General features: G+C 39.2%; 31 protein-coding genes. 4 read left to right on the top strand and 27 right to left on the bottom strand.

What is annotated here, in order from left to right; all coding sequences use genetic code 11:
• Window positions 1-10 precede the first annotated feature (10 nt).
• Complete coding sequence (locus IGJ20_RS00965) at window positions 11-751, top strand: amino acid ABC transporter ATP-binding protein (protein ID WP_002356242.1); 741 nt, start codon at window positions 11-13, stop codon at window positions 749-751.
• A gap of 44 nt (window positions 752-795) precedes the next feature.
• Here IGJ20_RS00965 and IGJ20_RS00960 read toward each other — a convergent pair whose 3' ends face one another.
• Window positions 796-1380 (bottom strand): TIGR00730 family Rossman fold protein, encoded by a 585-nt coding sequence (locus IGJ20_RS00960; protein ID WP_002394583.1) that lies wholly within the window; start codon window positions 1378-1380, stop codon window positions 796-798.
• Between the two features lie 173 nt (window positions 1381-1553).
• On the opposite strand from IGJ20_RS00960, the gene IGJ20_RS00955 reads away from it, so the two are divergent.
• From IGJ20_RS00955 to IGJ20_RS00945, 3 genes are all read left to right on the top strand, one after another.
• The gene (locus IGJ20_RS00955) at window positions 1554-2045 is read left to right on the top strand and encodes a GNAT family N-acetyltransferase (protein ID WP_002376398.1); all 492 of its coding nucleotides are present in this window, start codon (window positions 1554-1556) and stop codon (window positions 2043-2045) included.
• Window positions 2046-2135: 90 nt separating this feature from the next.
• Window positions 2136-3491 carry a branched-chain amino acid transport system II carrier protein gene (gene brnQ / locus IGJ20_RS00950; protein ID WP_202522276.1) on the top strand — a complete coding sequence of 452 codons (1356 nt, stop codon included), beginning with the start codon at window positions 2136-2138 and terminating at the stop codon, window positions 3489-3491.
• A gap of 132 nt (window positions 3492-3623) precedes the next feature.
• Window positions 3624-3935 carry a heavy metal-binding domain-containing protein gene (locus tag IGJ20_RS00945; protein WP_002381365.1) on the top strand — a complete coding sequence of 104 codons (312 nt, stop codon included), beginning with the start codon at window positions 3624-3626 and terminating at the stop codon, window positions 3933-3935.
• 50 nt (window positions 3936-3985) lie between these two features.
• Here IGJ20_RS00945 and truA read toward each other — a convergent pair whose 3' ends face one another.
• From truA to rpsQ, 26 genes are all read right to left on the bottom strand, one after another.
• Window positions 3986-4735 carry a tRNA pseudouridine(38-40) synthase TruA gene (truA, locus tag IGJ20_RS00940; RefSeq protein ID WP_002364524.1) on the bottom strand — a complete coding sequence of 250 codons (750 nt, stop codon included), beginning with the start codon at window positions 4733-4735 and terminating at the stop codon, window positions 3986-3988.
• Between the two features lie 18 nt (window positions 4736-4753).
• Window positions 4754-5551: an energy-coupling factor transporter transmembrane component T family protein gene (locus IGJ20_RS00935; protein ID WP_002373841.1), complete on the bottom strand. Its 798-nt coding sequence runs from the start codon at window positions 5549-5551 to the stop codon at window positions 4754-4756.
• A complete protein-coding gene (locus IGJ20_RS00930; protein WP_002381364.1) occupies window positions 5548-6417 on the bottom strand; it encodes an energy-coupling factor ABC transporter ATP-binding protein in 870 nt (289 codons plus the stop codon). The genes IGJ20_RS00935 and IGJ20_RS00930 overlap by 4 nt, the downstream gene beginning before the upstream one ends.
• Window positions 6393-7232, bottom strand: a complete 840-nt coding sequence (locus tag IGJ20_RS00925) for an energy-coupling factor ABC transporter ATP-binding protein (protein ID WP_002359354.1) — start codon at window positions 7230-7232, stop codon at window positions 6393-6395. The genes IGJ20_RS00930 and IGJ20_RS00925 overlap by 25 nt, the downstream gene beginning before the upstream one ends.
• A 201-nt stretch (window positions 7233-7433) precedes the next feature.
• Window positions 7434-8609 (bottom strand): M20 family metallopeptidase, encoded by a 1176-nt coding sequence (locus tag IGJ20_RS00920; protein ID WP_202522275.1) that lies wholly within the window; start codon window positions 8607-8609, stop codon window positions 7434-7436.
• A gap of 15 nt (window positions 8610-8624) precedes the next feature.
• Window positions 8625-9824, bottom strand: a complete 1200-nt coding sequence (locus tag IGJ20_RS00915; protein WP_002356229.1) for a DUF819 family protein — start codon at window positions 9822-9824, stop codon at window positions 8625-8627.
• A gap of 16 nt (window positions 9825-9840) precedes the next feature.
• The gene (locus tag IGJ20_RS00910; protein WP_002387511.1) at window positions 9841-10053 is read right to left on the bottom strand and encodes a hypothetical protein; all 213 of its coding nucleotides are present in this window, start codon (window positions 10051-10053) and stop codon (window positions 9841-9843) included.
• 45 nt (window positions 10054-10098) lie between these two features.
• Window positions 10099-10482, bottom strand: a complete 384-nt coding sequence (gene rplQ, locus IGJ20_RS00905) for a 50S ribosomal protein L17 (RefSeq protein WP_002356228.1) — start codon at window positions 10480-10482, stop codon at window positions 10099-10101.
• A 73-nt stretch (window positions 10483-10555) separates the two neighbouring features.
• Entirely contained in the window at window positions 10556-11494 is a 939-nt protein-coding gene (locus tag IGJ20_RS00900) for a DNA-directed RNA polymerase subunit alpha (RefSeq protein WP_002356227.1), read from the bottom strand.
• Window positions 11495-11574: 80 nt separating this feature from the next.
• The gene (gene rpsK / locus IGJ20_RS00895; RefSeq protein WP_002356226.1) at window positions 11575-11964 is read right to left on the bottom strand and encodes a 30S ribosomal protein S11; all 390 of its coding nucleotides are present in this window, start codon (window positions 11962-11964) and stop codon (window positions 11575-11577) included.
• 27 nt (window positions 11965-11991) lie between these two features.
• Entirely contained in the window at window positions 11992-12357 is a 366-nt protein-coding gene (gene rpsM / locus IGJ20_RS00890) for a 30S ribosomal protein S13 (RefSeq protein WP_002356225.1), read from the bottom strand.
• A 19-nt stretch (window positions 12358-12376) separates the two neighbouring features.
• The gene (rpmJ, locus tag IGJ20_RS00885) at window positions 12377-12493 is read right to left on the bottom strand and encodes a 50S ribosomal protein L36 (protein WP_002288710.1); all 117 of its coding nucleotides are present in this window, start codon (window positions 12491-12493) and stop codon (window positions 12377-12379) included.
• Window positions 12494-12525: 32 nt separating this feature from the next.
• Window positions 12526-12744 (bottom strand): translation initiation factor IF-1, encoded by a 219-nt coding sequence (infA, locus tag IGJ20_RS00880; RefSeq protein ID WP_002356224.1) that lies wholly within the window; start codon window positions 12742-12744, stop codon window positions 12526-12528.
• A 210-nt stretch (window positions 12745-12954) separates the two neighbouring features.
• Window positions 12955-13605, bottom strand: coding sequence for an adenylate kinase (locus IGJ20_RS00875; RefSeq protein WP_002356223.1), 651 nt, complete (start codon window positions 13603-13605; stop codon window positions 12955-12957).
• A gap of 86 nt (window positions 13606-13691) precedes the next feature.
• Complete coding sequence (gene secY, locus IGJ20_RS00870; RefSeq protein ID WP_002359350.1) at window positions 13692-14990, bottom strand: preprotein translocase subunit SecY; 1299 nt, start codon at window positions 14988-14990, stop codon at window positions 13692-13694.
• Complete coding sequence (gene rplO, locus IGJ20_RS00865; protein ID WP_002356221.1) at window positions 14991-15431, bottom strand: 50S ribosomal protein L15; 441 nt, start codon at window positions 15429-15431, stop codon at window positions 14991-14993.
• 47 nt (window positions 15432-15478) lie between these two features.
• Complete coding sequence (gene rpmD / locus IGJ20_RS00860; RefSeq protein ID WP_002356220.1) at window positions 15479-15658, bottom strand: 50S ribosomal protein L30; 180 nt, start codon at window positions 15656-15658, stop codon at window positions 15479-15481.
• Window positions 15659-15672: 14 nt separating this feature from the next.
• A complete protein-coding gene (gene rpsE, locus IGJ20_RS00855) occupies window positions 15673-16173 on the bottom strand; it encodes a 30S ribosomal protein S5 (RefSeq protein ID WP_002356219.1) in 501 nt (166 codons plus the stop codon).
• 20 nt (window positions 16174-16193) lie between these two features.
• Window positions 16194-16550, bottom strand: coding sequence for a 50S ribosomal protein L18 (gene rplR / locus IGJ20_RS00850; RefSeq protein WP_002356218.1), 357 nt, complete (start codon window positions 16548-16550; stop codon window positions 16194-16196).
• 160 nt (window positions 16551-16710) lie between these two features.
• Window positions 16711-17247: a 50S ribosomal protein L6 gene (gene rplF, locus IGJ20_RS00845; protein ID WP_002356217.1), complete on the bottom strand. Its 537-nt coding sequence runs from the start codon at window positions 17245-17247 to the stop codon at window positions 16711-16713.
• Between the two features lie 31 nt (window positions 17248-17278).
• Window positions 17279-17677: a 30S ribosomal protein S8 gene (rpsH, locus tag IGJ20_RS00840; RefSeq protein WP_002356215.1), complete on the bottom strand. Its 399-nt coding sequence runs from the start codon at window positions 17675-17677 to the stop codon at window positions 17279-17281.
• Between the two features lie 35 nt (window positions 17678-17712).
• Window positions 17713-17898, bottom strand: a complete 186-nt coding sequence (locus IGJ20_RS00835) for a type Z 30S ribosomal protein S14 (protein WP_002356214.1) — start codon at window positions 17896-17898, stop codon at window positions 17713-17715.
• Between the two features lie 18 nt (window positions 17899-17916).
• Entirely contained in the window at window positions 17917-18456 is a 540-nt protein-coding gene (gene rplE, locus IGJ20_RS00830) for a 50S ribosomal protein L5 (RefSeq protein WP_002356213.1), read from the bottom strand.
• A gap of 25 nt (window positions 18457-18481) precedes the next feature.
• Window positions 18482-18793 carry a 50S ribosomal protein L24 gene (rplX, locus tag IGJ20_RS00825; protein WP_002356212.1) on the bottom strand — a complete coding sequence of 104 codons (312 nt, stop codon included), beginning with the start codon at window positions 18791-18793 and terminating at the stop codon, window positions 18482-18484.
• A gap of 35 nt (window positions 18794-18828) precedes the next feature.
• A complete protein-coding gene (gene rplN / locus IGJ20_RS00820) occupies window positions 18829-19197 on the bottom strand; it encodes a 50S ribosomal protein L14 (protein ID WP_002356211.1) in 369 nt (122 codons plus the stop codon).
• 57 nt (window positions 19198-19254) lie between these two features.
• Window positions 19255-19521, bottom strand: coding sequence for a 30S ribosomal protein S17 (gene rpsQ / locus IGJ20_RS00815; protein WP_002359348.1), 267 nt, complete (start codon window positions 19519-19521; stop codon window positions 19255-19257).
• Between the last annotated feature and the right edge of the window lie 11 nt (window positions 19522-19532).

Below are 19532 nucleotides of genomic sequence, written 5' to 3'. Positions count from 1 at the left end.
AGGCAAACAAATGAGTGCAATTATTGAAATTGAACATTTACGAAAAAGCTTTGGCGAAAACGAAGTATTAAAAGATATCAATATGAACGTCAATAAAGGAGAAGTTGTCACCATTATCGGTTCTTCTGGTTCTGGTAAATCAACGTTACTACGTTGTATTAATTTGTTAGAAAAACCAACAGATGGCAAAATCATCTATAATGGTAAAAATGTTTTAGAACGTGGTTATAGTTTGCCCAAATATCGGACCCATTTAGGTATGGTTTTCCAATCATTCAATTTATTTAATAACATGAATGTCTTAGAAAACTGTACTTCTGGTCAGATGACTGTCCTAAAAAGAAACAAAGAAGAAGCCAAAAAAATTGCCTTAGAAAATTTAGAAAAAGTTGGCATGGCTCGTTTTATTGATGCCAAACCTGCTCAATTATCTGGTGGACAAAAGCAACGGGTAGCCATTGCTCGAGCATTATCAATGGATCCAGATGTTTTACTTTTCGATGAACCAACTTCTGCATTGGATCCTGAAATGGTTGGAGAAGTGCTAAAAACGATGAAAAATCTTGCCCATACAGGGCTAACAATGGTGATTGTAACACATGAAATGGAATTTGCGCGGGACGTATCCGATCGTGTTATTTTCATGGATAAAGGTGTCATTGCCGAAGAAGGGACCGCTGAAGATATTTTTGTCCATCCAAAAGAAGCTCGGACAAAAGAGTTCTTACATCGGATTTTAACGAAAAACTAGTAAAAAAGAGGCAGTCATTCTGGTTAGAGTGACTGCCTCTTTTGTTATTTTTTGTATTGACGAATCATTGGCGGTTCATAGGAATCAATAAATGCACCAATTTCTTCTAAGGAATCTGAAATGAAAATTTTAGCTCGATCCGCCGCTGTTAAGAAATTAGTTTCTACCATTTTATCAAAAAAAGCAGCTAATAAATCATAGTAACCATTCACGTTGTATAAAATACAAGGATTCATATGTTCACCGACTCGGCCCCAAGAGATCACCTCGCTAATTTCTTCGAGTGTACCTGGACCACCGGGCAAAGCTAAATACACATCTGCCAATTCAATCATCTTTTTCTTACGCGCATGCATATCGCTAACTGTATGCATCTTTGTAATGCCATTATGTGCAATCTCCCGCTCCATTAAAAAAGTGGGCATAACACCAATTACCTCTCCACCTTCTGCTAAAAGCGTGTCAGCCACCGTACCCATTAGACCAACATTGCCACCGCCATAAACTAGATCATAGTGATTTTCTTTCATCCAAGCGGCTAACGCTACTGCAGCTTGCTGATAGATTGGCTCATTCCCCAGACTGGCGCCACAATATACTGCCATTTTTTTCACAAACATACCCTCCATTTAGATAGATTCTTTTTTACCATCTATCCTCTGGTAGCTATGGTAGCATATTTTGATTTTATCGAAAAGGTGCAGCCATTTTTCTTTTCGTTTTAAAAGTATTTGAATTTTCAGACAATAAATGCTATAGTCTTTTTATATTTTAAAATTTCAGAAAAAGGAGCCCTATTATCTTGTCTACCTCACTCACTATTCGCTTAGTTGCCGAAGCAGATTGGCCCGCATTACATGCCTTGGACCAAATCATTTGGACAAAAAAGAATACCCCTGCCGAGATACAACCACTCTCGCTTGCGGCATATCAGGAAAAAATGAAGGATGAAACGATTTTCGTTGCCATCAGCGGACAACAACTTGCTGGATTTATTGAAGTCCATCCGCCCACTTCGTTAGCAGCTCATCAAAAGCAATGGCTACTAAGTATTGGCGTTTCGCCAGATTTCCAAGGTCAAGGGATTGGTGGTTCTTTGTTGTCGTATGTCAAAGAGATGGCTCAGATAAGCGGGATTCATAAGCTGAGTTTGCGAGTAATGGCTACCAATCAAGAAGCCATTCGATTCTATGAAAAACATGGTTTTGTGCAGGAAGCACATTTTAAAGAAGAATTTTATATAAATGGACACTATTGTGATGATTATCAGTATGCTTATTTCATAGAAAAATAAGAAAACCAATGTTTTCTATAAAAACTGGTTGCTCTCTGTTTCTTCTTCTGTTATTTTAAATAATAAGACAATATTAAGGAGTGTGAATCTATGCAAAAAAAGTTAGTTTGGCGTGATTATCTATACGTTGGTTCAATGTTATTCGGTTTGTTTTTCGGTGCCGGAAATTTAATTTTCCCTGTACATATGGGACAAGAAGCGGGGGCTTCCGTCTTTTTAGCAAACTTGGGCTTCTTAGCCACTGGAATTGGCTTACCTTTTCTTGGTGTCATTGCTATGGGTGTTTCTAAAAGTTCAGGTGTTTTTGACTTAGCTTCTCGGATTAATCGTCGTTATGCTCTTATTTTTACCTTACTATTATATTTAACGATTGGTCCTTTCTTTGCTTTACCAAGGTTAGCAACTACTTCTTTTGAGATTGGTCTTGCACCATTTGTTCCTAAAGACTTGCAATGGCTGGTTCTTGCTGGTTTTTCCGCATTATTTTTCTTAGCCGTTTGGCTCTTCTCTAGAAAGCCAAGTAAAATCTTAGATTATGTGGGTAAATTTTTAAATCCGTTATTTTTAGCATTGCTAGGAATTTTGATTGTTTTAGCCTTTGTAAAACCATTAGGTCATGTGGCCAGTGCCGCTGTTGGTGAAAATTATATTTCAAGTCCTTTCTTTAAAGGATTTACAGAAGGTTATAATACGCTGGATGCTTTAGCTTCATTAGCTTTTGGGATTGTTGTCGTTTCCACTTTACGAAATATGGGCATCGAAAAACCAGGAGATATCGCTAAAGGAATGATTAAATCAGGTGCTTTCAGTGTTGTATTGATGGGGATTATCTATACCTTACTTGCTTATATGGGAACAATGAGTATCGGGGCTTTTCCAATCAGTGAAAACGGCGGGATTGCCTTAGCTCAAATTGCCAATTACTATTTAGGCCTACCAGGGAGTATTTTACTGGCTTTTATCGTAGTTCTTGCTTGTTTAAAAACCGGTATCGGCTTAAGCACAGCCTTTTCTGAGACTTTTGAAGAAATGTTTCCGAAAGTTTCCTATCAAAAATTCTTGGCAATTGTTGTTATTTTACCAGCTATTTTTGCAAATGTCGGCTTAACCAACATCATTCAATTTGCCGTTCCAGTCTTGATGTTCCTTTATCCATTGGCGATTACTTTAATGCTTTTGGTAATCATCAGTCCTATTTTCAAACATCGACGGGAAGTCTATCAAGCAACGACCTATATCACATTGATTGCTGCTGTTTTAGATGCATTAAATAGCGCGCCTGCCTTTATCAAAGATACGGCGTTTGTAACAACGCTTTTAGAAAAAGCCGGCCAATACTTACCATTGTTCACTATTGGCATGGGCTGGGTCGTTCCAGCAACGGTTGCTTTTCTAATTAGTTGGGTTTGGGTCATGATTTCTAAAAAAGAGCCTATTCTTGATTAATTCTTACCAAAACGACACTAGAAAAAATGCGGAAGCGCATCTTTTCTAGTGTCGTTTTTATGTATATTCGTTGTACCAAACTCTTGACTATGGTAAATTGAAGTTACCAACAAGTACTGGAGGAAATTGCCCATGTTAGTTACAACAACCGAGAGAATTAGCGGTCAAGAATATGAAATTATTGGAGAAGTTTTCGGGTTAACCACACGTTCTAAAAATATGTTTAAAGATTTAGGTGCTGGACTAAAAAGCGTAGTTGGCGGTGAAATCAAAGGTTACACTGATATGCAACGAGAAGCACGCGACCAAGCAATCGAACGTTTAAAAGCAGAAGCCTCTAAATTAGGTGCAGATGCCGTTGTGATGATGCGTTTTGATTCTGGCACAATTGGCACAGACATGCAATCTGTCGTGGCTTACGGAACAGCTGTTAAATACATCTAAATTTTGCAACTAAAAAGACGCAGACCTTTTCTTGTAAGGTCTACGTCTTTTTAGTTTTCATATTTCACTTCTGCTAAATACAATCCTTCTGGATGAGCAGTCGGACCTGCTAAATTTCGATCTTTGGCTGCGATAATTGCTGGAATCGCGGTTGGTTCCAGCCGCCCATTGCCGATTTTCAATAGCGTACCAACTAAAATCCGAATCATTTTGTACAAGAAACCATCGCCCCGAAAAGTGAATGTTAATTCATCCCCCGTTTCATTGACATGAACACTGGCTTCATGAATAGTTCGGATTTTATCTTCTACCGAACTTCCTGAGGCACAGAAAGAGGTAAAATCATGGGTGCCTAATAAATCAGGTAAAGCTTGTTGGATTTTTTCGAGATCAATGGGATACGGAAAATAACTGGCATAAAAACGTCGAAATGGACTTCGCGGTTTGCCAATATCCACTTTAAATTGATAGGTTTTTTCGATCACGTGATAACGTGCATGAAAGTCTTCTGAAACACGTTCCACGCTGCGCACAGCAATGTCTTCTGGTGTTTGTGTATCTAACGCAAAGCGCATTTTTTCCAACGGACGTTCCTGCGGATAATCAAAGTGAATCACTTGGCCCATTGCATGAACACCTGCATCTGTTCGTCCTGAACCAAAAACCGTCACGGAGTGTCCATTATTCATGCGTGCTAACGTTTTTTCTATTTCTTCTTGAACGGTACGCTCATTAGGCTGCTTTTGAAAGCCATGAAAATGAGTGCCATCATAGGCAATGATTGCTTTATAGCGGGGCATAATTTTTCTTCACCTTTTCTAAGTTCTTAATACAAATAAGCCAATGGTTAACAAGACAAAGCCAAACATTACTATTGTATCTCGTAGGTGCCAATGAAGAATGCGGTATTTTGTCCGTCCTTCGCCACCTTGATAACCTCTTGCTTCCATGGCAGTCGCCAAATCTTCCGCACGATTAAAACTACTTACGAAAAGCGGAATTAACAGTGGAACAATAGCTTTCATTTTTTGAAGTAAGTTTCCTTCACCAAAATCAACACCACGGGCACGTTGAGCATTCATAATCTTTTCCGTTTCATCCATTAATGTTGGGACAAAACGTAAGGCAATTGATAACATCAATGAAACTTCATGAACTGGAAATTTCACTACACGAAGTGGGCGTAGCAAATATTCAATCGCATCTGATAACTCTAATGGTGCCGTCGTTAAAGTTAATAACGTTGACATGAAAATAATTAAAACAAAACGACAGAAAATAAACAGCCCATTCGTCACACCAAACTGGGTAATGGAAATAATTCCCCACTGAAAGTACACTTCGCCCCCTTGTGTAAACAAGGTTTGAAGAGCCACAGTAAACAGAATTAGCCATAATAATGGCCGAACACCGCGGATAAAGAAGCGGGCGCTGATTTTTGATAATGAAATAGCAAAAGCAGTAAAGGCTGCTATTAAAACATAACTCTGCCAATTATTTGCTAAAAAGATAATCCCAATAAAATAAAAACTAGCTAATAATTTTGCGCGCGGATCTAAACGATGGATAAAAGAATCACCTGGAATATAGCGCCCAAAAATCAATTTATTCATCATTTTGCCTCACCTGCTTCCTGCATTTTTTTCAGAAGCTGATCGGCTAATTGATCGGCTGTTAATGGTAATTGCTCAAAAGAAAAGCCTTTTGCCACTAATTTTTCAGCAAATTCGGCTGCAGTTGGCACGCCTAATTGTTTTTCTTTCAACCATTGTGTCTCTTGAAACACTTCTTGTGGTGCTCCCGCTCGGACGATTTGTCCTTTTTCTAAAACAATCACATGATCTGCGTAATTAGCCACATCATCCATCAAATGTGTCACTAAAACGATGGTCATATTATGTTCCTTATGCAGACGACTAAACATCTCCATCATTTCTTTACGACCCTTAGGATCCAAACCAGCAGTCGGTTCGTCTAATACTAAGACTTCTGGTTCCATCGCTAGCACACCAGCAATTGCGACACGGCGCATTTGACCACCTGATAACTCAAACGGAGAATGTTGTAAGTATTTTTCATCTAAGCCGACTAAATCAAGCATTTTCTTAGCTAATTTTTTCGCTTCTTCGTCTGAAACACCAAAGTTTTTCGGTCCGAAAGCGATGTCTCGCTCCACTGTTTCTTCAAACAATTGTGCTTCTGGAAATTGAAAAACGATCCCAACTTTTTTACGAATTGGTTTTAAATTCTTATTATCAGTTTCTGGCGTAATCACACGCTCTCCAATTGTCACTTGGCCTTTAGTTGGTTTCACCAAAGCATTCAAATGTTGTAATAACGTTGATTTGCCACTGCCAGTATGTCCGACAATCGCTGTATAAGAGCCGTCTTGAATCGTTAAATTAATATCGAATAATGCCCGTTGCTCAAAAGGAGTATTGGGTTGGTAAGTAAAATCTACTTGTTTAAAACGGATGTCCATAACCAATCCACCATCCCTTCTTCTGTTAAATAATTCGTTGGCACAACAACGCCGCGCTCTTTCAAAGCTACTTTTAATTTTTCAGGAAACGGTAAATCCAAGCCCATTTCAACAAGCGCTTCTCCTGCAGAAAAAATCTTTTCTGGTGTTCCCTCGTTTGTCAATTGTCCTTGGCGCATCACTAAAATACGATTCGCATTAGCCGCTTCATCAATATCGTGGGTAATAGAAATAACTGTTAAATTGCTTTCTTCTTTAATCTTTTGAATGGTAGCAATTACTTCTGCACGACCTTCTGGATCTAACATACTTGTCGCTTCGTCTAAAATAATAATATCTGGTCGCAAAGCAACCACACCAGCGATAGCTACTCGTTGTTTTTGGCCGCCAGATAGCCGAGCAGGTTCTCGCTTGGCAAAATCTAACATACGAACCCGTTCTAATGCATCGTGAACACGTTCGACCATTTCATCACGCGGAATACCTTGATTTTCTAAACCAAAAGCCACATCGTCTTCGACTGTTGAACCGACAAATTGGTTATCTGGATTCTGAAAGACCATTCCTACCATACGCCGGATATCCCAGACGTTTGCTTCATTTAATTCTTTGCCGCCAACTTTGATAGTCCCAGCAGCTGGCAGTAACAGCCCATTGATCGTTTTGGCTAACGTTGATTTACCAGAACCATTATGGCCAATAATAGCGACCCATTCGCCTTGTTGAATGGAAAAAGACACATCTTTTAAAGCGGGAGAAGCATCTTCTGGTTGATAATTAAATTGGATATTATTTAGTTCAATGATTGGTTGCATCGCGTACTCCCTCAATCTATTTATTCTTTCTAACACTACCAAAAAAGTAGCGTTTTTTCAATCATCTGTTCTGATTCTTCACACTATTTTTTATTATACCAAAAGAACGGTCATTATGGGAGCTCTTATCTGTCTTGACAGGTCTATTTTTCATAAAAATAACTTCTTGTTCTCATAAAACAAGAAGTTACTGATTTTCTTTTAGAAATGTGTCTTCAAATATTCAAACGCATATTGGGCATATAACTCAGCACCCATTGCCATCGCATCTTCATCAATATTAAAACGACCATGGTGATGTGCCCATTCCGTATCTTTCTCTGGATTACCACTTCCCACTAAGGCAAAACAACCAGAAGCATGTTCAGTATAATAACTGAAGTCTTCACCACCGGTTGTCGGCTCTTCTTGTCTTAAGGCCGCTTCACCAAAATTTTCCTTAATTAGTGTTTGAGCAAACAAGGCATCTTGCTCATCATTAATCACTGGCAACGTTCCATATTGATAATCTAACGAAGCCGTACCACCATAAATAGCGGCTGTTTGTTCCGCATAGCGTTGCAGCGCCTGTTCTACTCGATTACGCGTTGCTACACTAAAGCAACGAACCGTTCCTTCTAAACGTGCATTCTCAGCAATCACATTAAAACGGGTCCCCACATCCATCCGTCCAATCGTGACAACTACTGGATCTAAAGGATCTGTCTCCCGAGAAACAATCGTTTGCAGATTCATCACGAAAGAAGAAGCTATAACTGCCGCATCAATACAAGCGTTTGGCATGGCACCATGGCCACCACGGCCTTTAAAATCAACAGAAAAAATATCTGCGGATGCGAAACTTGAGCCCACTCGACACGAAGCGGTTCCTACAGGCATTTGTGACCAGATATGTAAGCCAAATACATCATCAACACCGGTCATTGCGCCTTGCGCAACCATTGCTTTAGCGCCTTGCGCATTTTCTTCAGATGGTTGAAAAATTAACCTTACTGTTCCCTGAAGTTCTTCTTGGATTTCTTTTAATACTTTAGCCGCTGTTACTAACATCGCCGTATGGGAATCATGCCCACATGCATGCATCTTGCCAGCTTCTAAAGATTTATAAGCTAAATCTTCATTTAATTCCTGTACAGGTAAGGCATCCATATCCGCCCGCAGCGCAACCACTCGGCCTGGTTTGCCGCCCACAATTTCAGCAATTAAACCCGTCGGTTCTGTTTTGCGATAAGTAATTCCCAATTGATCAAGAACTGCCGCAACTTTTCCTGTCGTTCGAAATTCTTCAAATTGTAATTCTGGATGTTGGTGTAAATCCCGTCGAAAAGCAATCATTTCTTGTACATGCTGCTTGACTAGTGCTTTGATTTTTTTCATACTTACGCCCCGTTTCTACAAACTTAATAAAATACTTGAAAAAATACCCGCTAAAATAACCGAAACAATGGTGACTGTTACGAAACCTGCCACTAACATCGGTGGCATTAAATGGCTCGTTAAAGCCGCCTGTTCTTGTTCATCTTCTGTCAATGATTGAATCACTTCATTCGTAATAATATAATCGGCTGGAAAGCCATATAAAGCTGTCAACGAAACTGCGAATGCCATCTCTTTACTCACACCTAATACACGACCAACAATTGCTGAAAAGATGTACATCCCGATAACACCAATCACAATAATCCCAATCATTGGTAAAAATAAATCCATCAACATTTCAGGTGTGGCTTGTTTTAAGCCATCAAAGACAAAAAGCATTAACCCTAAAATCGCAAAACCAAAGCTATTTGCTTTCTGTAATGGTTGCTTTTCTAAAAAGCCTAAAGACGTTGCAATCACGCCAAAACATAAACACAGCACAAAAGGACTAATCGTCACAAACGGTGCCGTCCACACAGAAACATAATAAGCGAGTGTGGCAACTAAGGCTAAACGTAAAATTCGTGAATAATCTGTATGATATCGTTTGGGTACTTTTTCAAATAGTTTAGGCACATCTGGTTCTGCTCCTGTTTCTTGCCCCTCTTGTTCATGAACCGGCTGCCATGTCCCTGCTCGATATTCTTGAAGCTTCCGCTTTCCTTCTTTTTTTAGAACAATTGAAGTTAAGGGATAACCTGCAAACCCTTGAATGACATAAATTAAAATTGCCAAAACCGAAAGTGAGGCTAAACCAGCTGATTGAGCCGCTTCTGACATTACTAATGAAGAAACTAAACCTCCTACTAACGGCGGGATTGCAACTAAAACTGTTTTTAAGTCAAAAACAAAAGTCCCTACAGCTAATAACAAGGCAATAATGCCCAGAATACCTGACAAAGCAATCACAATCGTTTTCCATTGATTAACCAATTCTTTAACAGAGAGCAGAGTGCCCATATTAGTAATCAACAGATACATTAATAAAGTGGCAACCACTGTAGGAATCCCTGCCACTTCCACAATATTTTGTGGAAAAATAGTCCAATAACCAAGAATAAATAAAACACCACAAACAAAAACAGATGGAATCCAAGCTTTTGTTTTGATAGAAACTACATCACCAATGTATAAAATAACCATCAGCAACGAAAAAGCAAACATTTGCGACATATAATTCCCCCTTCTACTAACTCAGATGTTTAATTATCTGAAAATTCCAATTAATAATCAGTATAACAAACCGGAAAAGCTTCTGCAATGCTTTTAAGAAACAAAAAAGCTTTGAGAAAACAGCGTTTTCCCAAAGCAAAAAAAAATCACCTTTATATGATGAGTGCTCCCCTGCTAAAGCCATCTTTAGCAGGGAAAGCAGAGCTAGACTCGGAGTCGCCTCCAACATCATAACACTCTAAAAGAAACATCTATAAAGTGATCGGTTTATTAATTATTTAACAAATTCGATAACTACCATTGGTGCTGCATCGCCGCGTCTTGGTTCTGTCTTCAAGATACGAGTGTAACCACCTTGGCGTTCCGCGAAACGAGGTCCTAAATCGTTAAATAGCTTTTGTAAAGCTGATTCAACAACGATAGACTCATCTTCTTCACGAACACTAGCAACTTCATTACGAACGAAAGTAGCTGCTTGACGACGTGCATGAAGATCTCCACGTTTACCTAAAGTAATCATTTTTTCTACAGTTGAACGTACTTCTTTCGCACGAGCTTCAGTAGTTACGATGCGTTCGTTGATGATTAAATCAGTTGTAATATCACGTAGCATAGCTTTACGTTGGCTTGATGTGCGTCCTAATTTACGGTAACTCACGTTGGGTTCCCTCCTTCGTTTCTGTTCTCACGAGCCACTGCTGTTAAGCAGGACTGGAAACTTCGTAAAAGTCTTAATCGTCCTTACGTAATCCTAATCCTAGATCATGCAATTTAAGTTTTACTTCTTCAAGAGATTTACGACCTAAATTACGTACTTTGATCATTTCTGGTTCAGATTTGTTTGTAAGTTCTTGTACAGTATTAATGCCTGCACGTTTTAAACAGTTATATGAACGAACTGATAAATCAAGTTCTTCAATCGTCATTTCTAGCATTTTCTCTTTTTGAGTTTCTTCTTTTTCCACCATGATTTCAGCGTTTTTCGCTTCGTCAGTAAGGTTTACAAAGATATCTAAATGCTCAGTCATGATTTTCGCAGCTAAACTTAGTGCTTCTTGAGGAATGATTGAACCATCTGTCCATATTTCCATTGTTAATTTGTCGAAATCATCACGACGACCAACACGTGTATTTTCTACTTGGTAGTTAACACGACGAACGGGTGTGTAGATGGAATCAACTGGAAGTACACCGATTGGCATATCTTCTTTTTTGTTTTCGTCTGCTTGAACATAGCCACGACCAGGTTTCACTGTTAAGCGAGCATGGAAAGTAGCTCCTTCAGCAACACTACAGATAACTAAATCTTTATTTAGGATCTCAACATCACTGTCTACGATAATATCGCCGGCAGTCACGGTAGCGGGTCCTGTAATATCGATCTCAAGGGTTTTCTCTTCTTCAGCATATAATTTCAATGCTAAGCCTTTAATATTCAAAATAATTTGTGTTACGTCTTCTCGTACACCTGGAATGGTTGAGAATTCGTGTAAAACACCATCGATTTGAATATTCGTAATTGCAGCTCCTGGTAAAGAAGACAATAAAATACGACGTAGAGAGTTACCTAAAGTAGTTCCGTAACCGCGTTCTAATGGTTCAACGACGAACTTACCATAATCTCTATTTTCATCAATTTTTTCGATTCTTGGTTTTTCAAATTCAATCATTCTTATCTATACCCCTTTCAAAACGAAAAGTGTCTTGTTCAATGACGTTCCTAATTCAAACTCAGAATGAGTGGCGCTCATTAAACACGACGGCGTTTTGGAGGGCGGCATCCATTATGAGGAACTGGAGTCACGTCACGAATTGCAGTCACTTCTAAACCTGTTGCTTGTAATGAACGAATTGCTGCTTCACGTCCAGAACCAGGTCCTTTAACTGTTACGTCTACAGTTTTAAGTCCATGTTCCATTGCCACTTTAGTTGCGGCTTCTGCAGCCATTTGAGCGGCAAAAGGAGTTGATTTTTTGCTTCCTTTAAAGCCTAATGATCCTGCTGATGACCATGCTAATGCATTACCATGTGTATCAGTAATCATTACGATTGTATTGTTGAATGTAGAATGGATATGTGCTACACCTGATTCTATATTCTTTTTGACACGGCGTTTACGACTAACTTTTTTTGCTGCCATGAAGTTCTAACCTCCTTCACTTAGGAATTATTTTTTCTTGCCTGCTACTGTTTTAGTAGGGCCTTTACGAGTACGTGCATTATTTTTCGTGTTTTGTCCACGAGTTGGTAATCCACGACGGTGACGGATTCCACGGTATGAACCGATTTCCATCAAGCGTTTGATGTTTAAGTTCACTTCACGACGAAGATCCCCTTCAACTTTTAACTTATCAATTTCCGCACGAATCGCATCTGTTTGTTCGTTTGTTAAATCACGTACACGAACATCTTCAGATACGCCAACGTTTGCTAAAACTTTTTTAGCTGTAGTGTTACCAATACCATAAATGTAAGTAAGAGAAACTACTACACGTTTGTCACGAGGGATGTCTACTCCTGCAATACGAGCCATTATTCGTTACACCTCCTAATTATCCTTGACGTTGTTTATGTTTTGGATTTGCTGGGCAAATAACCATAACACGTCCTTTACGGCGAATTACTTTACAATGTTCACACATTGGTTTTACTGATGGTCTTACTTTCATGATAATACCTCCTGTGGTTTTACGGAGTACAATTATTTAAAGCGATAAGTAATACGGCCACGCGTTAAATCATACGGTGATAATTCAACTGTTACTTTGTCACCAGGTAAGATACGGATGTAGTGCATACGGATTTTACCTGAAACAGTAGCAAGAACTTGGTGTCCATTTTCTAGTTCGACTTTAAACATTGCATTCGGCAAAGTTTCGACGACTGTACCTTCGACTTCAATCATATCTTCTTTTGCCACGCACAGTACCTCCTTGTACTTGTTTCGCGTTTTCACACGATAAAACGGCGGAAACTCCAGCTCCCACCTAGAAATTCTCAACTAACTTCGTTATTCATTTTGATGTCACAAAACTGTAGAAGTCGGACTGATATATTCTACCATATTTAGTTATGTTTTGGCAAGAGAAACTGAATACAACAACAGGGTTAAACTGCGGGCAATTGGAAATTAGTTTTCGTCAATGATTTTTTTCACATCAGAAAAAACAGTATCGATTTCGCGATTGCCATCGATTGTATGCATCAAGCCTTGTTCTTTATAGAAAGCTAAGATTGGTGCGCTACTTTCAATGTTGACTGCCAAACGATTTTTAACCGTTTCGGGCTTATCATCTTCTCTTTGGTAGAATTCATGTCCGCCACAGCGATCACAAGTGCCTTCAACTTTTGGCGGGTTGAATAATTTATGATACGTTGCGCCACATGTGCGACAGATGAATCGTCCAGCTAAACGCTCGATTAATACATCTTCTTCTACATGGATGTCAATGACAGCATCAATTTTTTTGTTTAATTCTTTAAGCATTGTATCTAATGCTTTTGCTTGATCCAGTGTACGTGGGAAACCATCTAATAGGAATCCTTTGTCTGTATCTGGTTCAGCAAGGCGTTCTTTAACAATTCCGTTTGTTACTTCGTCAGGAACCAGTTCACCTTTATCGATATAAGATTTCGCTTCTAGGCCCAAGGCAGTTTCATTTTTCATTGCTGCACGGAACATATCTCCAGTAGAAATATGTGGAATGCCATACGTATCAATGATTTTTTCTGCTTGGGTGCCTTTACCTGCTCCAGGTAATCCCATTAAAATGAGGTTCATATATTCTCCTCCTAATTTTAAAGACCGGCTTATGAAGCTAGCCATATGTGAGAATGGTGCTGAGGTAAAACCTCAACACTCGATTCTTACTTATTGATAAAGCCGACATATTGACGTTTCATCATTAATCCTTCTAATTGTTTCGTTGTTTCTAATGCAACCCCGATAACGATTAGTAAACTTGTTCCACCTAAACCGATTGATTGAGGTAAGTTCCAAACCATTTGCGCAATGATTGGAAGTAAAGCAACAAGTCCTAGGAAAATTGAGCCGACAACACTTAATCTCATTAACACGCCAGATACATATTCTTCTGTACCTTTACCTGGCCGCACGCTTGGAATGTAGCTTCCTTGTTTTTGTAAGTTTTCCGCTAATTTCTCAGGGTTTACTTGAACAAATGCATAGAAGAACGTAAACGCAACGATTAGGACAGTATAGATGATTGCCCCTGGAACTGTGTTATAACTGAAGATTTTTGTCATAATGTCATACCAATTTTCACCAGCGAATTTTGATGAGAAAGCTTGTAAAATGGCATTTGGTGTTGCAATTAACGAGCTGGCAAAGATAACTGGAATAACCCCAGCAGCGTTTACTTTTAACGGTAAATAACTACTTGTTGGTGCACCAGAAACACGTTTTGTATATTGGATTGGAATCTTACGTTCTGCTTGTTGGAAGAACGTTACGACTGTAACAATCACCAAAATAGCAATAACTAAGATTGCAATGAAAATAACAGATTGCCAAATACGAGAAGACTCGATATTGACGAAGTAATCTTCATAGATTTCTTTGACTGCTCCTGGCAAACGAGAAATAATCCCGGCAAAGATAATCATTGAAACACCATTTCCGATTCCTTTTTCTGTAATTTGTTCACCCATCCAAGTCACAAACATCGTCCCAGCAGTTAAAATAACCGCAATCATCACAAAGGTACCTAAGGTTGGATTGTTTACAATCCCAGTTTGACTTAAGCTATTAAAACCAGCAGTGATCCCCATTGACTGAGCCACACCCAAGACAATCGTTAGATATCTTGTTGCTTGATTTAATTTCTTACGCCCTACTTCCCCTTGTTTTGACCATTCTACAAATCTAGGCACAATATCCATTTGCAATAGTTGAATAATAATAGAGGCTGTAATGTATGGCGAAACCCCCATCGAGAAGATAGAGAAGTTTTGCATGGCACTACCACTCACCATATTCAACATATTCAAAAAGGGTAAGCTACTTAAATCAGACAATCCCTTTGCATTCACCCCGGGCACAGTAATGTGCGCACCTAGGCGAAATACAAACAAGATTAAAACTGTAAATAAGATTTTTGATCTAATGTCTTTGACTTTAAAGGCGTTCTTTAATAGCTTGAACAATTAGATCACCTCGATTGAACCACCAGCAGCTTCGATAGCTTCTTGTGCTGATTTCGAGAATTTAGCTGCTTTCACAGTTAATTTTTTCGTTAACTCACCATCTGCAAGAACTTTGATTCCCGCTTTTTCGTTTTTAACGATTCCTGCTTCTTTTAGGACAACAGGAGTTACTTCTGTTCCATCTTCAAAACGGTTTAAAGTATCTAAGTTCACAACAGCGTAATCTTTACGATTAATGTTTGTAAACCCACGTTTTGGTAAACGACGGAATAATGGAGTTTGACCCCCTTCAAATCCTAAACGAACACCACCGCCTGAACGGGCTTTTTGCCCTTTTTGTCCACGGCCAGCTGTTTTACCATTACCAGATGAAGTACCACGTCCAACACGGTTACGTACTTGGCGTGAGCCCTCAGCAGGTTTTAATTCATGAAGTTTCATAGGTTTGGCACCTCCTTAAGCAATCTTCTATTACAAATCTATAAATCTTAAACTTCTTCTACGTCCACTAAATGTGAAATAGTGTTAACCATACCTTTGATTGCTTCATTGGCAGGTTTTGTAACAGTACTATTCACTTTACCTAAACCTAACGCTTTAACTGTAGCACGTTGGTTTTGAGGACGTCCGATAACACTGCGTTTTAAAGTAATTTTTAATTCAGCCATTATTTTTGTCCTCCTTAACCGATAATTTCTTCTACAGATTTACCGCGAAGTGCTGCCACTTCTTCGGCACGTTTTAATTGTTTTAGACCTTCAACAGTTGCGCGAACAACGTTAATAGGTGTGTTTGAACCTAGTGATTTAGATGTAATATCTGCTACACCAGCTAATTCCAATACGGCACGAACTGGTCCACCAGCAGCTACCCCAGAACCTTCTACTGCAGGTTTCATAAGGATACGGCCGCCACCGAATACGCCAATTACTTCGTGCGGGATAGTAGAACCAACCATAGGCACTTCAACTAAGTTTTTCTTCGCGTCTTCGATTGCTTTACGGATAGCTTCAGGTACTTCTTGTGCTTTACCAGTACCGAAACCAACGTGTCCGTTTTTGTCACCGACAACAACTAAAGCTGCGAAACGTAAACGACGTCCACCTTTAACAACTTTTGTTACACGGTTGATCGCTACAACGCGGTCTTCTAATTCCAAATGTTTTGGATCAATATAAACCATGAATGGTGTTCCTCCTTCTCCTAAAATTCTAGTCCATTTTCACGAGCAGCTTCAGCTAAAGCTTGCACGCGGCCATGGTAAAGGTATCCACCACGGTCGAAGACTACTTTTTTGATGCCTTTTTCAGCGGCACGTTCAGCAACTAGTTTACCAACAGCTGCAGCTGTTTCTGTTTTTGTTCCACCTGAAATTTCTTTATCCAAGGCAGAGGCACTTGCTAGCGTCACACCCGCTACGTCATCAATGACTTGCGCGTAGATGTTTTTGTTAGAACGGAAAATGTTCAAGCGTGGGCACTCAGCAGTACCAGAGATTTTGTTACGTACACGACGATGTCTCTTTTGACGTGTTTTGTTTTTATCTGGTTTTGTAATCACAATTTTCACCTCTTTGATTTAATGTTTACTACTAATATTTCAAGCAGTCAGCAGATTACGGAAAAGAGAAGCTGGCAGACAAGACAAAAGCATTTTATTGGAAAAATCCCATAAAATGACAGTTGCTTGTTGTTGACTTCTGTTTTCTACACAGCTGTTATTATTTACCAGTTTTACCTTCTTTACGGCGTACAAATTCACCAACATAGCGAATCCCTTTGCCTTTATAAGGTTCTGGAGGACGAACGCCACGGATGTTAGCAGCTAATTCACCAACAACTTCTTTGTTGATGCCTTTAACGATAACTTGTGTGTTCGCAGGTACTTCAAATGTTACGCCTTCTGGTGCTGTCATTTCGACAGGATGAGAATAACCAACGTTTAAAGTTAATTTGTTGCCTTGTACTTGGGCACGGTATCCGACCCCGATAAGTTCAAGTGCTTTTTGGAAACCTTCAGAAACACCAACAACCATGTTGTTGAAGTTTGCACGAGTTGTTCCGTGGATTGTTTTCATTTCTTTTGAATCGTTTGGACGAGTGAATGTCACTTCGTTTCCTTCGATGTTCATTTTGATATCAGAAGAAAATTCGCGTGTTAATTCACCTTTAGGTCCTTTAACTGTAATGTTGTTTCCGTCTTGCTTGATTTCAACACCAGCAGGAAGAACAACAACTTTATTACCAATACGGCTCACTTAGAGACACCTCCTTGTGTATTTTTTAGAATTACCATACGTAGGCGATTACTTCGCCGCCGATATTTTTCGCTCTAGCTTCTTTGTCAGTAATTACACCCTCTGATGTAGAGATGATTGCAATTCCTAGACCGTTTAATACTTTTGGTACTTCGTCAGCTTTTACGTATGCACGTAAACCTGGTTTAGAAATACGTTTTAAGTTTGTGATAACACGTTCTTCGTTTTTACCATATTTTAGGAAAACACGGATTACGCCTTGTTTGTCATCTTCGATGTATTCTACGTCGCGGATAAATCCTTCACGTTTCAGGATTTCTGCGATATCACGTTTGATTTTTGAAGCAGGTACTTCTAAAGTTTCATGTTTAACCATGTTCGCATTACGAATGCGAGTTAGAAAATCTGCAATTGGATCTGTCATGACCATTGAACTATTTACCTCCTTTATGCGAGTTTACTTGTTTACCAGCTAGCTTTCTTCACGCCGGGAATTTGACCTTTATAGGCAAGTTCGCGGAAGCAAATACGGCAAAGATGAAATTTACGATAAACTGAATGTGGACGTCCACAACGTTCACAACGAGTATAAGCTTGTGTTGAATGTTTAGCAGGACGTTTGTTTTTAGCAATCATTGATTTTTTAGCCACGTAGTTCGCCTCCTTATATTATTTTTGGAATGGCATACCTAATTGTGCCAACAATTCGCGAGACTCTTCGTCAGTGTTCGCTGTTGTAACAATTACGATGTCCATACCGCGTACTTTATCTACTAAATCATAATCAACTTCTGGGAAGATTAATTGTTCTTTAATACCTAAAGTATAGTTACCACGACCATCGAAAGCTTTTTTGCTGACACCGTGGAAGTCACGTACACGAGGTAAAGAAACTGTTACTAATTTATCTAAAAATTCGTACATTCTTTCGCCGCGTAGCGTTACTTTCGCACCGATTGGCATTCCTTCACGTAAACGGAATCCAGCGATAGATTTTTTAGCTTTTGTGATAAGTGGTTTTTGACCAGTGATTAATGCTAATTCTTCAACAGCTTTGTCTAAGTTTTTAGCATTTGATACTGCATCACCCACACCCATGTTGATAACGATTTTATCAACTTTAGGTGTTTGCATAACTGAGCTGTAATTAAATTTTTCCACCAATGATGGTGTTACTTCTTTAATATATTTTTCTTTCAGGCGGTTCATTCAGTAAGCCCTCCTTCCGCAATTTTTATTTATCTAAAACTTCACCTGTTTTTTTAGAAACGCGGACTTTTTTGCCGTCGACTTCTTTAAACGCAACTTTAGTAGCTTCTCCGTTTGAAGGATCAATCACCATTACATTAGAAACATGAATTGGCGCTTCCACTTCAAGGATTCCACCTTGTGGGGCTGCTTGGTTTGGTTTTTGGTGTTTTTTAACGACGTTGACACCTTCAACGATAACTTTATCTTGTTTAGGAAACGCTGCTAAGACAACGCCTTCTTTGTTTTTATCTTTACCAGTGATAACTTTTACTTTATCGCCTTTTTTAACAAACATTACTGTTTCGCACCTCCTTTAACGTGGGCTCGAGATTATAATACTTCTGGTGCTAGAGAAACGATCTTCATGAAGTTGTTTTCACGTAATTCACGTGCAACTGGTCCGAAGATACGTGTTCCGCGTGGGCTTTTATCGTCACGGATAATTACCGCAGCATTTTCATCAAATTTGATGTAAGAACCGTCAGCACGACGAGCGCCAGATTTTGTACGAACGATAACGGCTTTAACTACTTCACCTTTTTTAACAACCCCACCTGGCGTTGCTTGTTTGACAGTAGCAACAATAACGTCACCGATGTTAGCAGTTTTACGACCAGATCCGCCTAGGACTTTGATCGTTAAAATTTCACGTGCGCCAGAATTGTCAGCGACTCTTAAACGACTTTCTTGTTGGATCACGATGTGTATCCCCCTTTCAGATTTTGTGCTTCAATCTATTAGGAAATTCTCGTTTTATTAGATAATAACTGCTTCTTCGACTACCTCTAGTAAACGGAAACGTTTTGTAGCTGATAATGGACGAGTTTCCATGATTTTTACGATGTCTCCAACTTTCGCTGTGTTGTTTTCATCATGCGCTTTATATTTTTTAGAATATTTCATACGTTTGCCATAGATAGGGTGGTTTTTCTTTGTTTCAACGACAACTGTGATTGTTTTATCCATTTTGTCTGATACCACGCGACCTTGGTAAACTTTACGTTGATTTCTTTCTTCAGTCATACGCGTTTGGC

Source organism: Enterococcus sp. DIV0294, assembly GCF_050558155.1.
In the GTDB taxonomy this organism is placed as follows: Bacteria; Bacillota; Bacilli; order Lactobacillales; family Enterococcaceae; genus Enterococcus; species Enterococcus faecalis.
Note: the sequence above shows the minus strand (reverse complement) of the source record. Positions and strands in the feature narration are given on the sequence as shown.

Coding starts and splice junctions, on each gene's coding strand:
- IGJ20_RS00965 (WP_002356242.1), top strand. CDS start 11: ATGAGTGCAATTATTGAAATTGAACATTTACGAAAAAGCTTTGGCGAA.
- IGJ20_RS00960 (WP_002394583.1), bottom strand. CDS start 1,380: ATGGAGGGTATGTTTGTGAAAAAAATGGCAGTATATTGTGGCGCCAGT.
- brnQ (WP_202522276.1), top strand. CDS start 2,136: ATGCAAAAAAAGTTAGTTTGGCGTGATTATCTATACGTTGGTTCAATG.
- IGJ20_RS00945 (WP_002381365.1), top strand. CDS start 3,624: ATGTTAGTTACAACAACCGAGAGAATTAGCGGTCAAGAATATGAAATT.
- truA (WP_002364524.1), bottom strand. CDS start 4,735: ATGCCCCGCTATAAAGCAATCATTGCCTATGATGGCACTCATTTTCAT.
- IGJ20_RS00935 (WP_002373841.1), bottom strand. CDS start 5,551: ATGATGAATAAATTGATTTTTGGGCGCTATATTCCAGGTGATTCTTTT.
- IGJ20_RS00930 (WP_002381364.1), bottom strand. CDS start 6,417: ATGGACATCCGTTTTAAACAAGTAGATTTTACTTACCAACCCAATACT.
- IGJ20_RS00925 (WP_002359354.1), bottom strand. CDS start 7,232: ATGCAACCAATCATTGAACTAAATAATATCCAATTTAATTATCAACCA.
- IGJ20_RS00920 (WP_202522275.1), bottom strand. CDS start 8,609: ATGAAAAAAATCAAAGCACTAGTCAAGCAGCATGTACAAGAAATGATT.
- IGJ20_RS00915 (WP_002356229.1), bottom strand. CDS start 9,824: ATGTCGCAAATGTTTGCTTTTTCGTTGCTGATGGTTATTTTATACATT.
- IGJ20_RS00910 (WP_002387511.1), bottom strand. CDS start 10,053: ATGTTGGAGGCGACTCCGAGTCTAGCTCTGCTTTCCCTGCTAAAGATG.
- IGJ20_RS00900 (WP_002356227.1), bottom strand. CDS start 11,494: ATGATTGAATTTGAAAAACCAAGAATCGAAAAAATTGATGAAAATAGA.
- rpsK (WP_002356226.1), bottom strand. CDS start 11,964: ATGGCAGCAAAAAAAGTTAGTCGTAAACGCCGTGTCAAAAAGAATATA.
- rpsM (WP_002356225.1), bottom strand. CDS start 12,357: ATGGCTCGTATTGCAGGAGTAGACATCCCTCGTGACAAACGTGTAGTA.
- rpmJ (WP_002288710.1), bottom strand. CDS start 12,493: ATGAAAGTAAGACCATCAGTAAAACCAATGTGTGAACATTGTAAAGTA.
- IGJ20_RS00875 (WP_002356223.1), bottom strand. CDS start 13,605: ATGAACCTCATTTTAATGGGATTACCTGGAGCAGGTAAAGGCACCCAA.
- rplO (WP_002356221.1), bottom strand. CDS start 15,431: ATGAAACTTCATGAATTAAAACCTGCTGAGGGCTCACGCCAAGTACGT.
- rpmD (WP_002356220.1), bottom strand. CDS start 15,658: ATGGCTGAATTAAAAATTACTTTAAAACGCAGTGTTATCGGACGTCCT.
- rpsE (WP_002356219.1), bottom strand. CDS start 16,173: ATGGTTTATATTGATCCAAAACATTTGGAATTAGAAGACCGCGTTGTA.
- rpsH (WP_002356215.1), bottom strand. CDS start 17,677: ATGGTCATGACAGATCCAATTGCAGATTTTCTAACTCGCATTCGTAAT.
- rplE (WP_002356213.1), bottom strand. CDS start 18,456: ATGAACCGCCTGAAAGAAAAATATATTAAAGAAGTAACACCATCATTG.
- rplX (WP_002356212.1), bottom strand. CDS start 18,793: ATGTTTGTTAAAAAAGGCGATAAAGTAAAAGTTATCACTGGTAAAGAT.
- rpsQ (WP_002359348.1), bottom strand. CDS start 19,521: ATGACTGAAGAAAGAAATCAACGTAAAGTTTACCAAGGTCGCGTGGTA.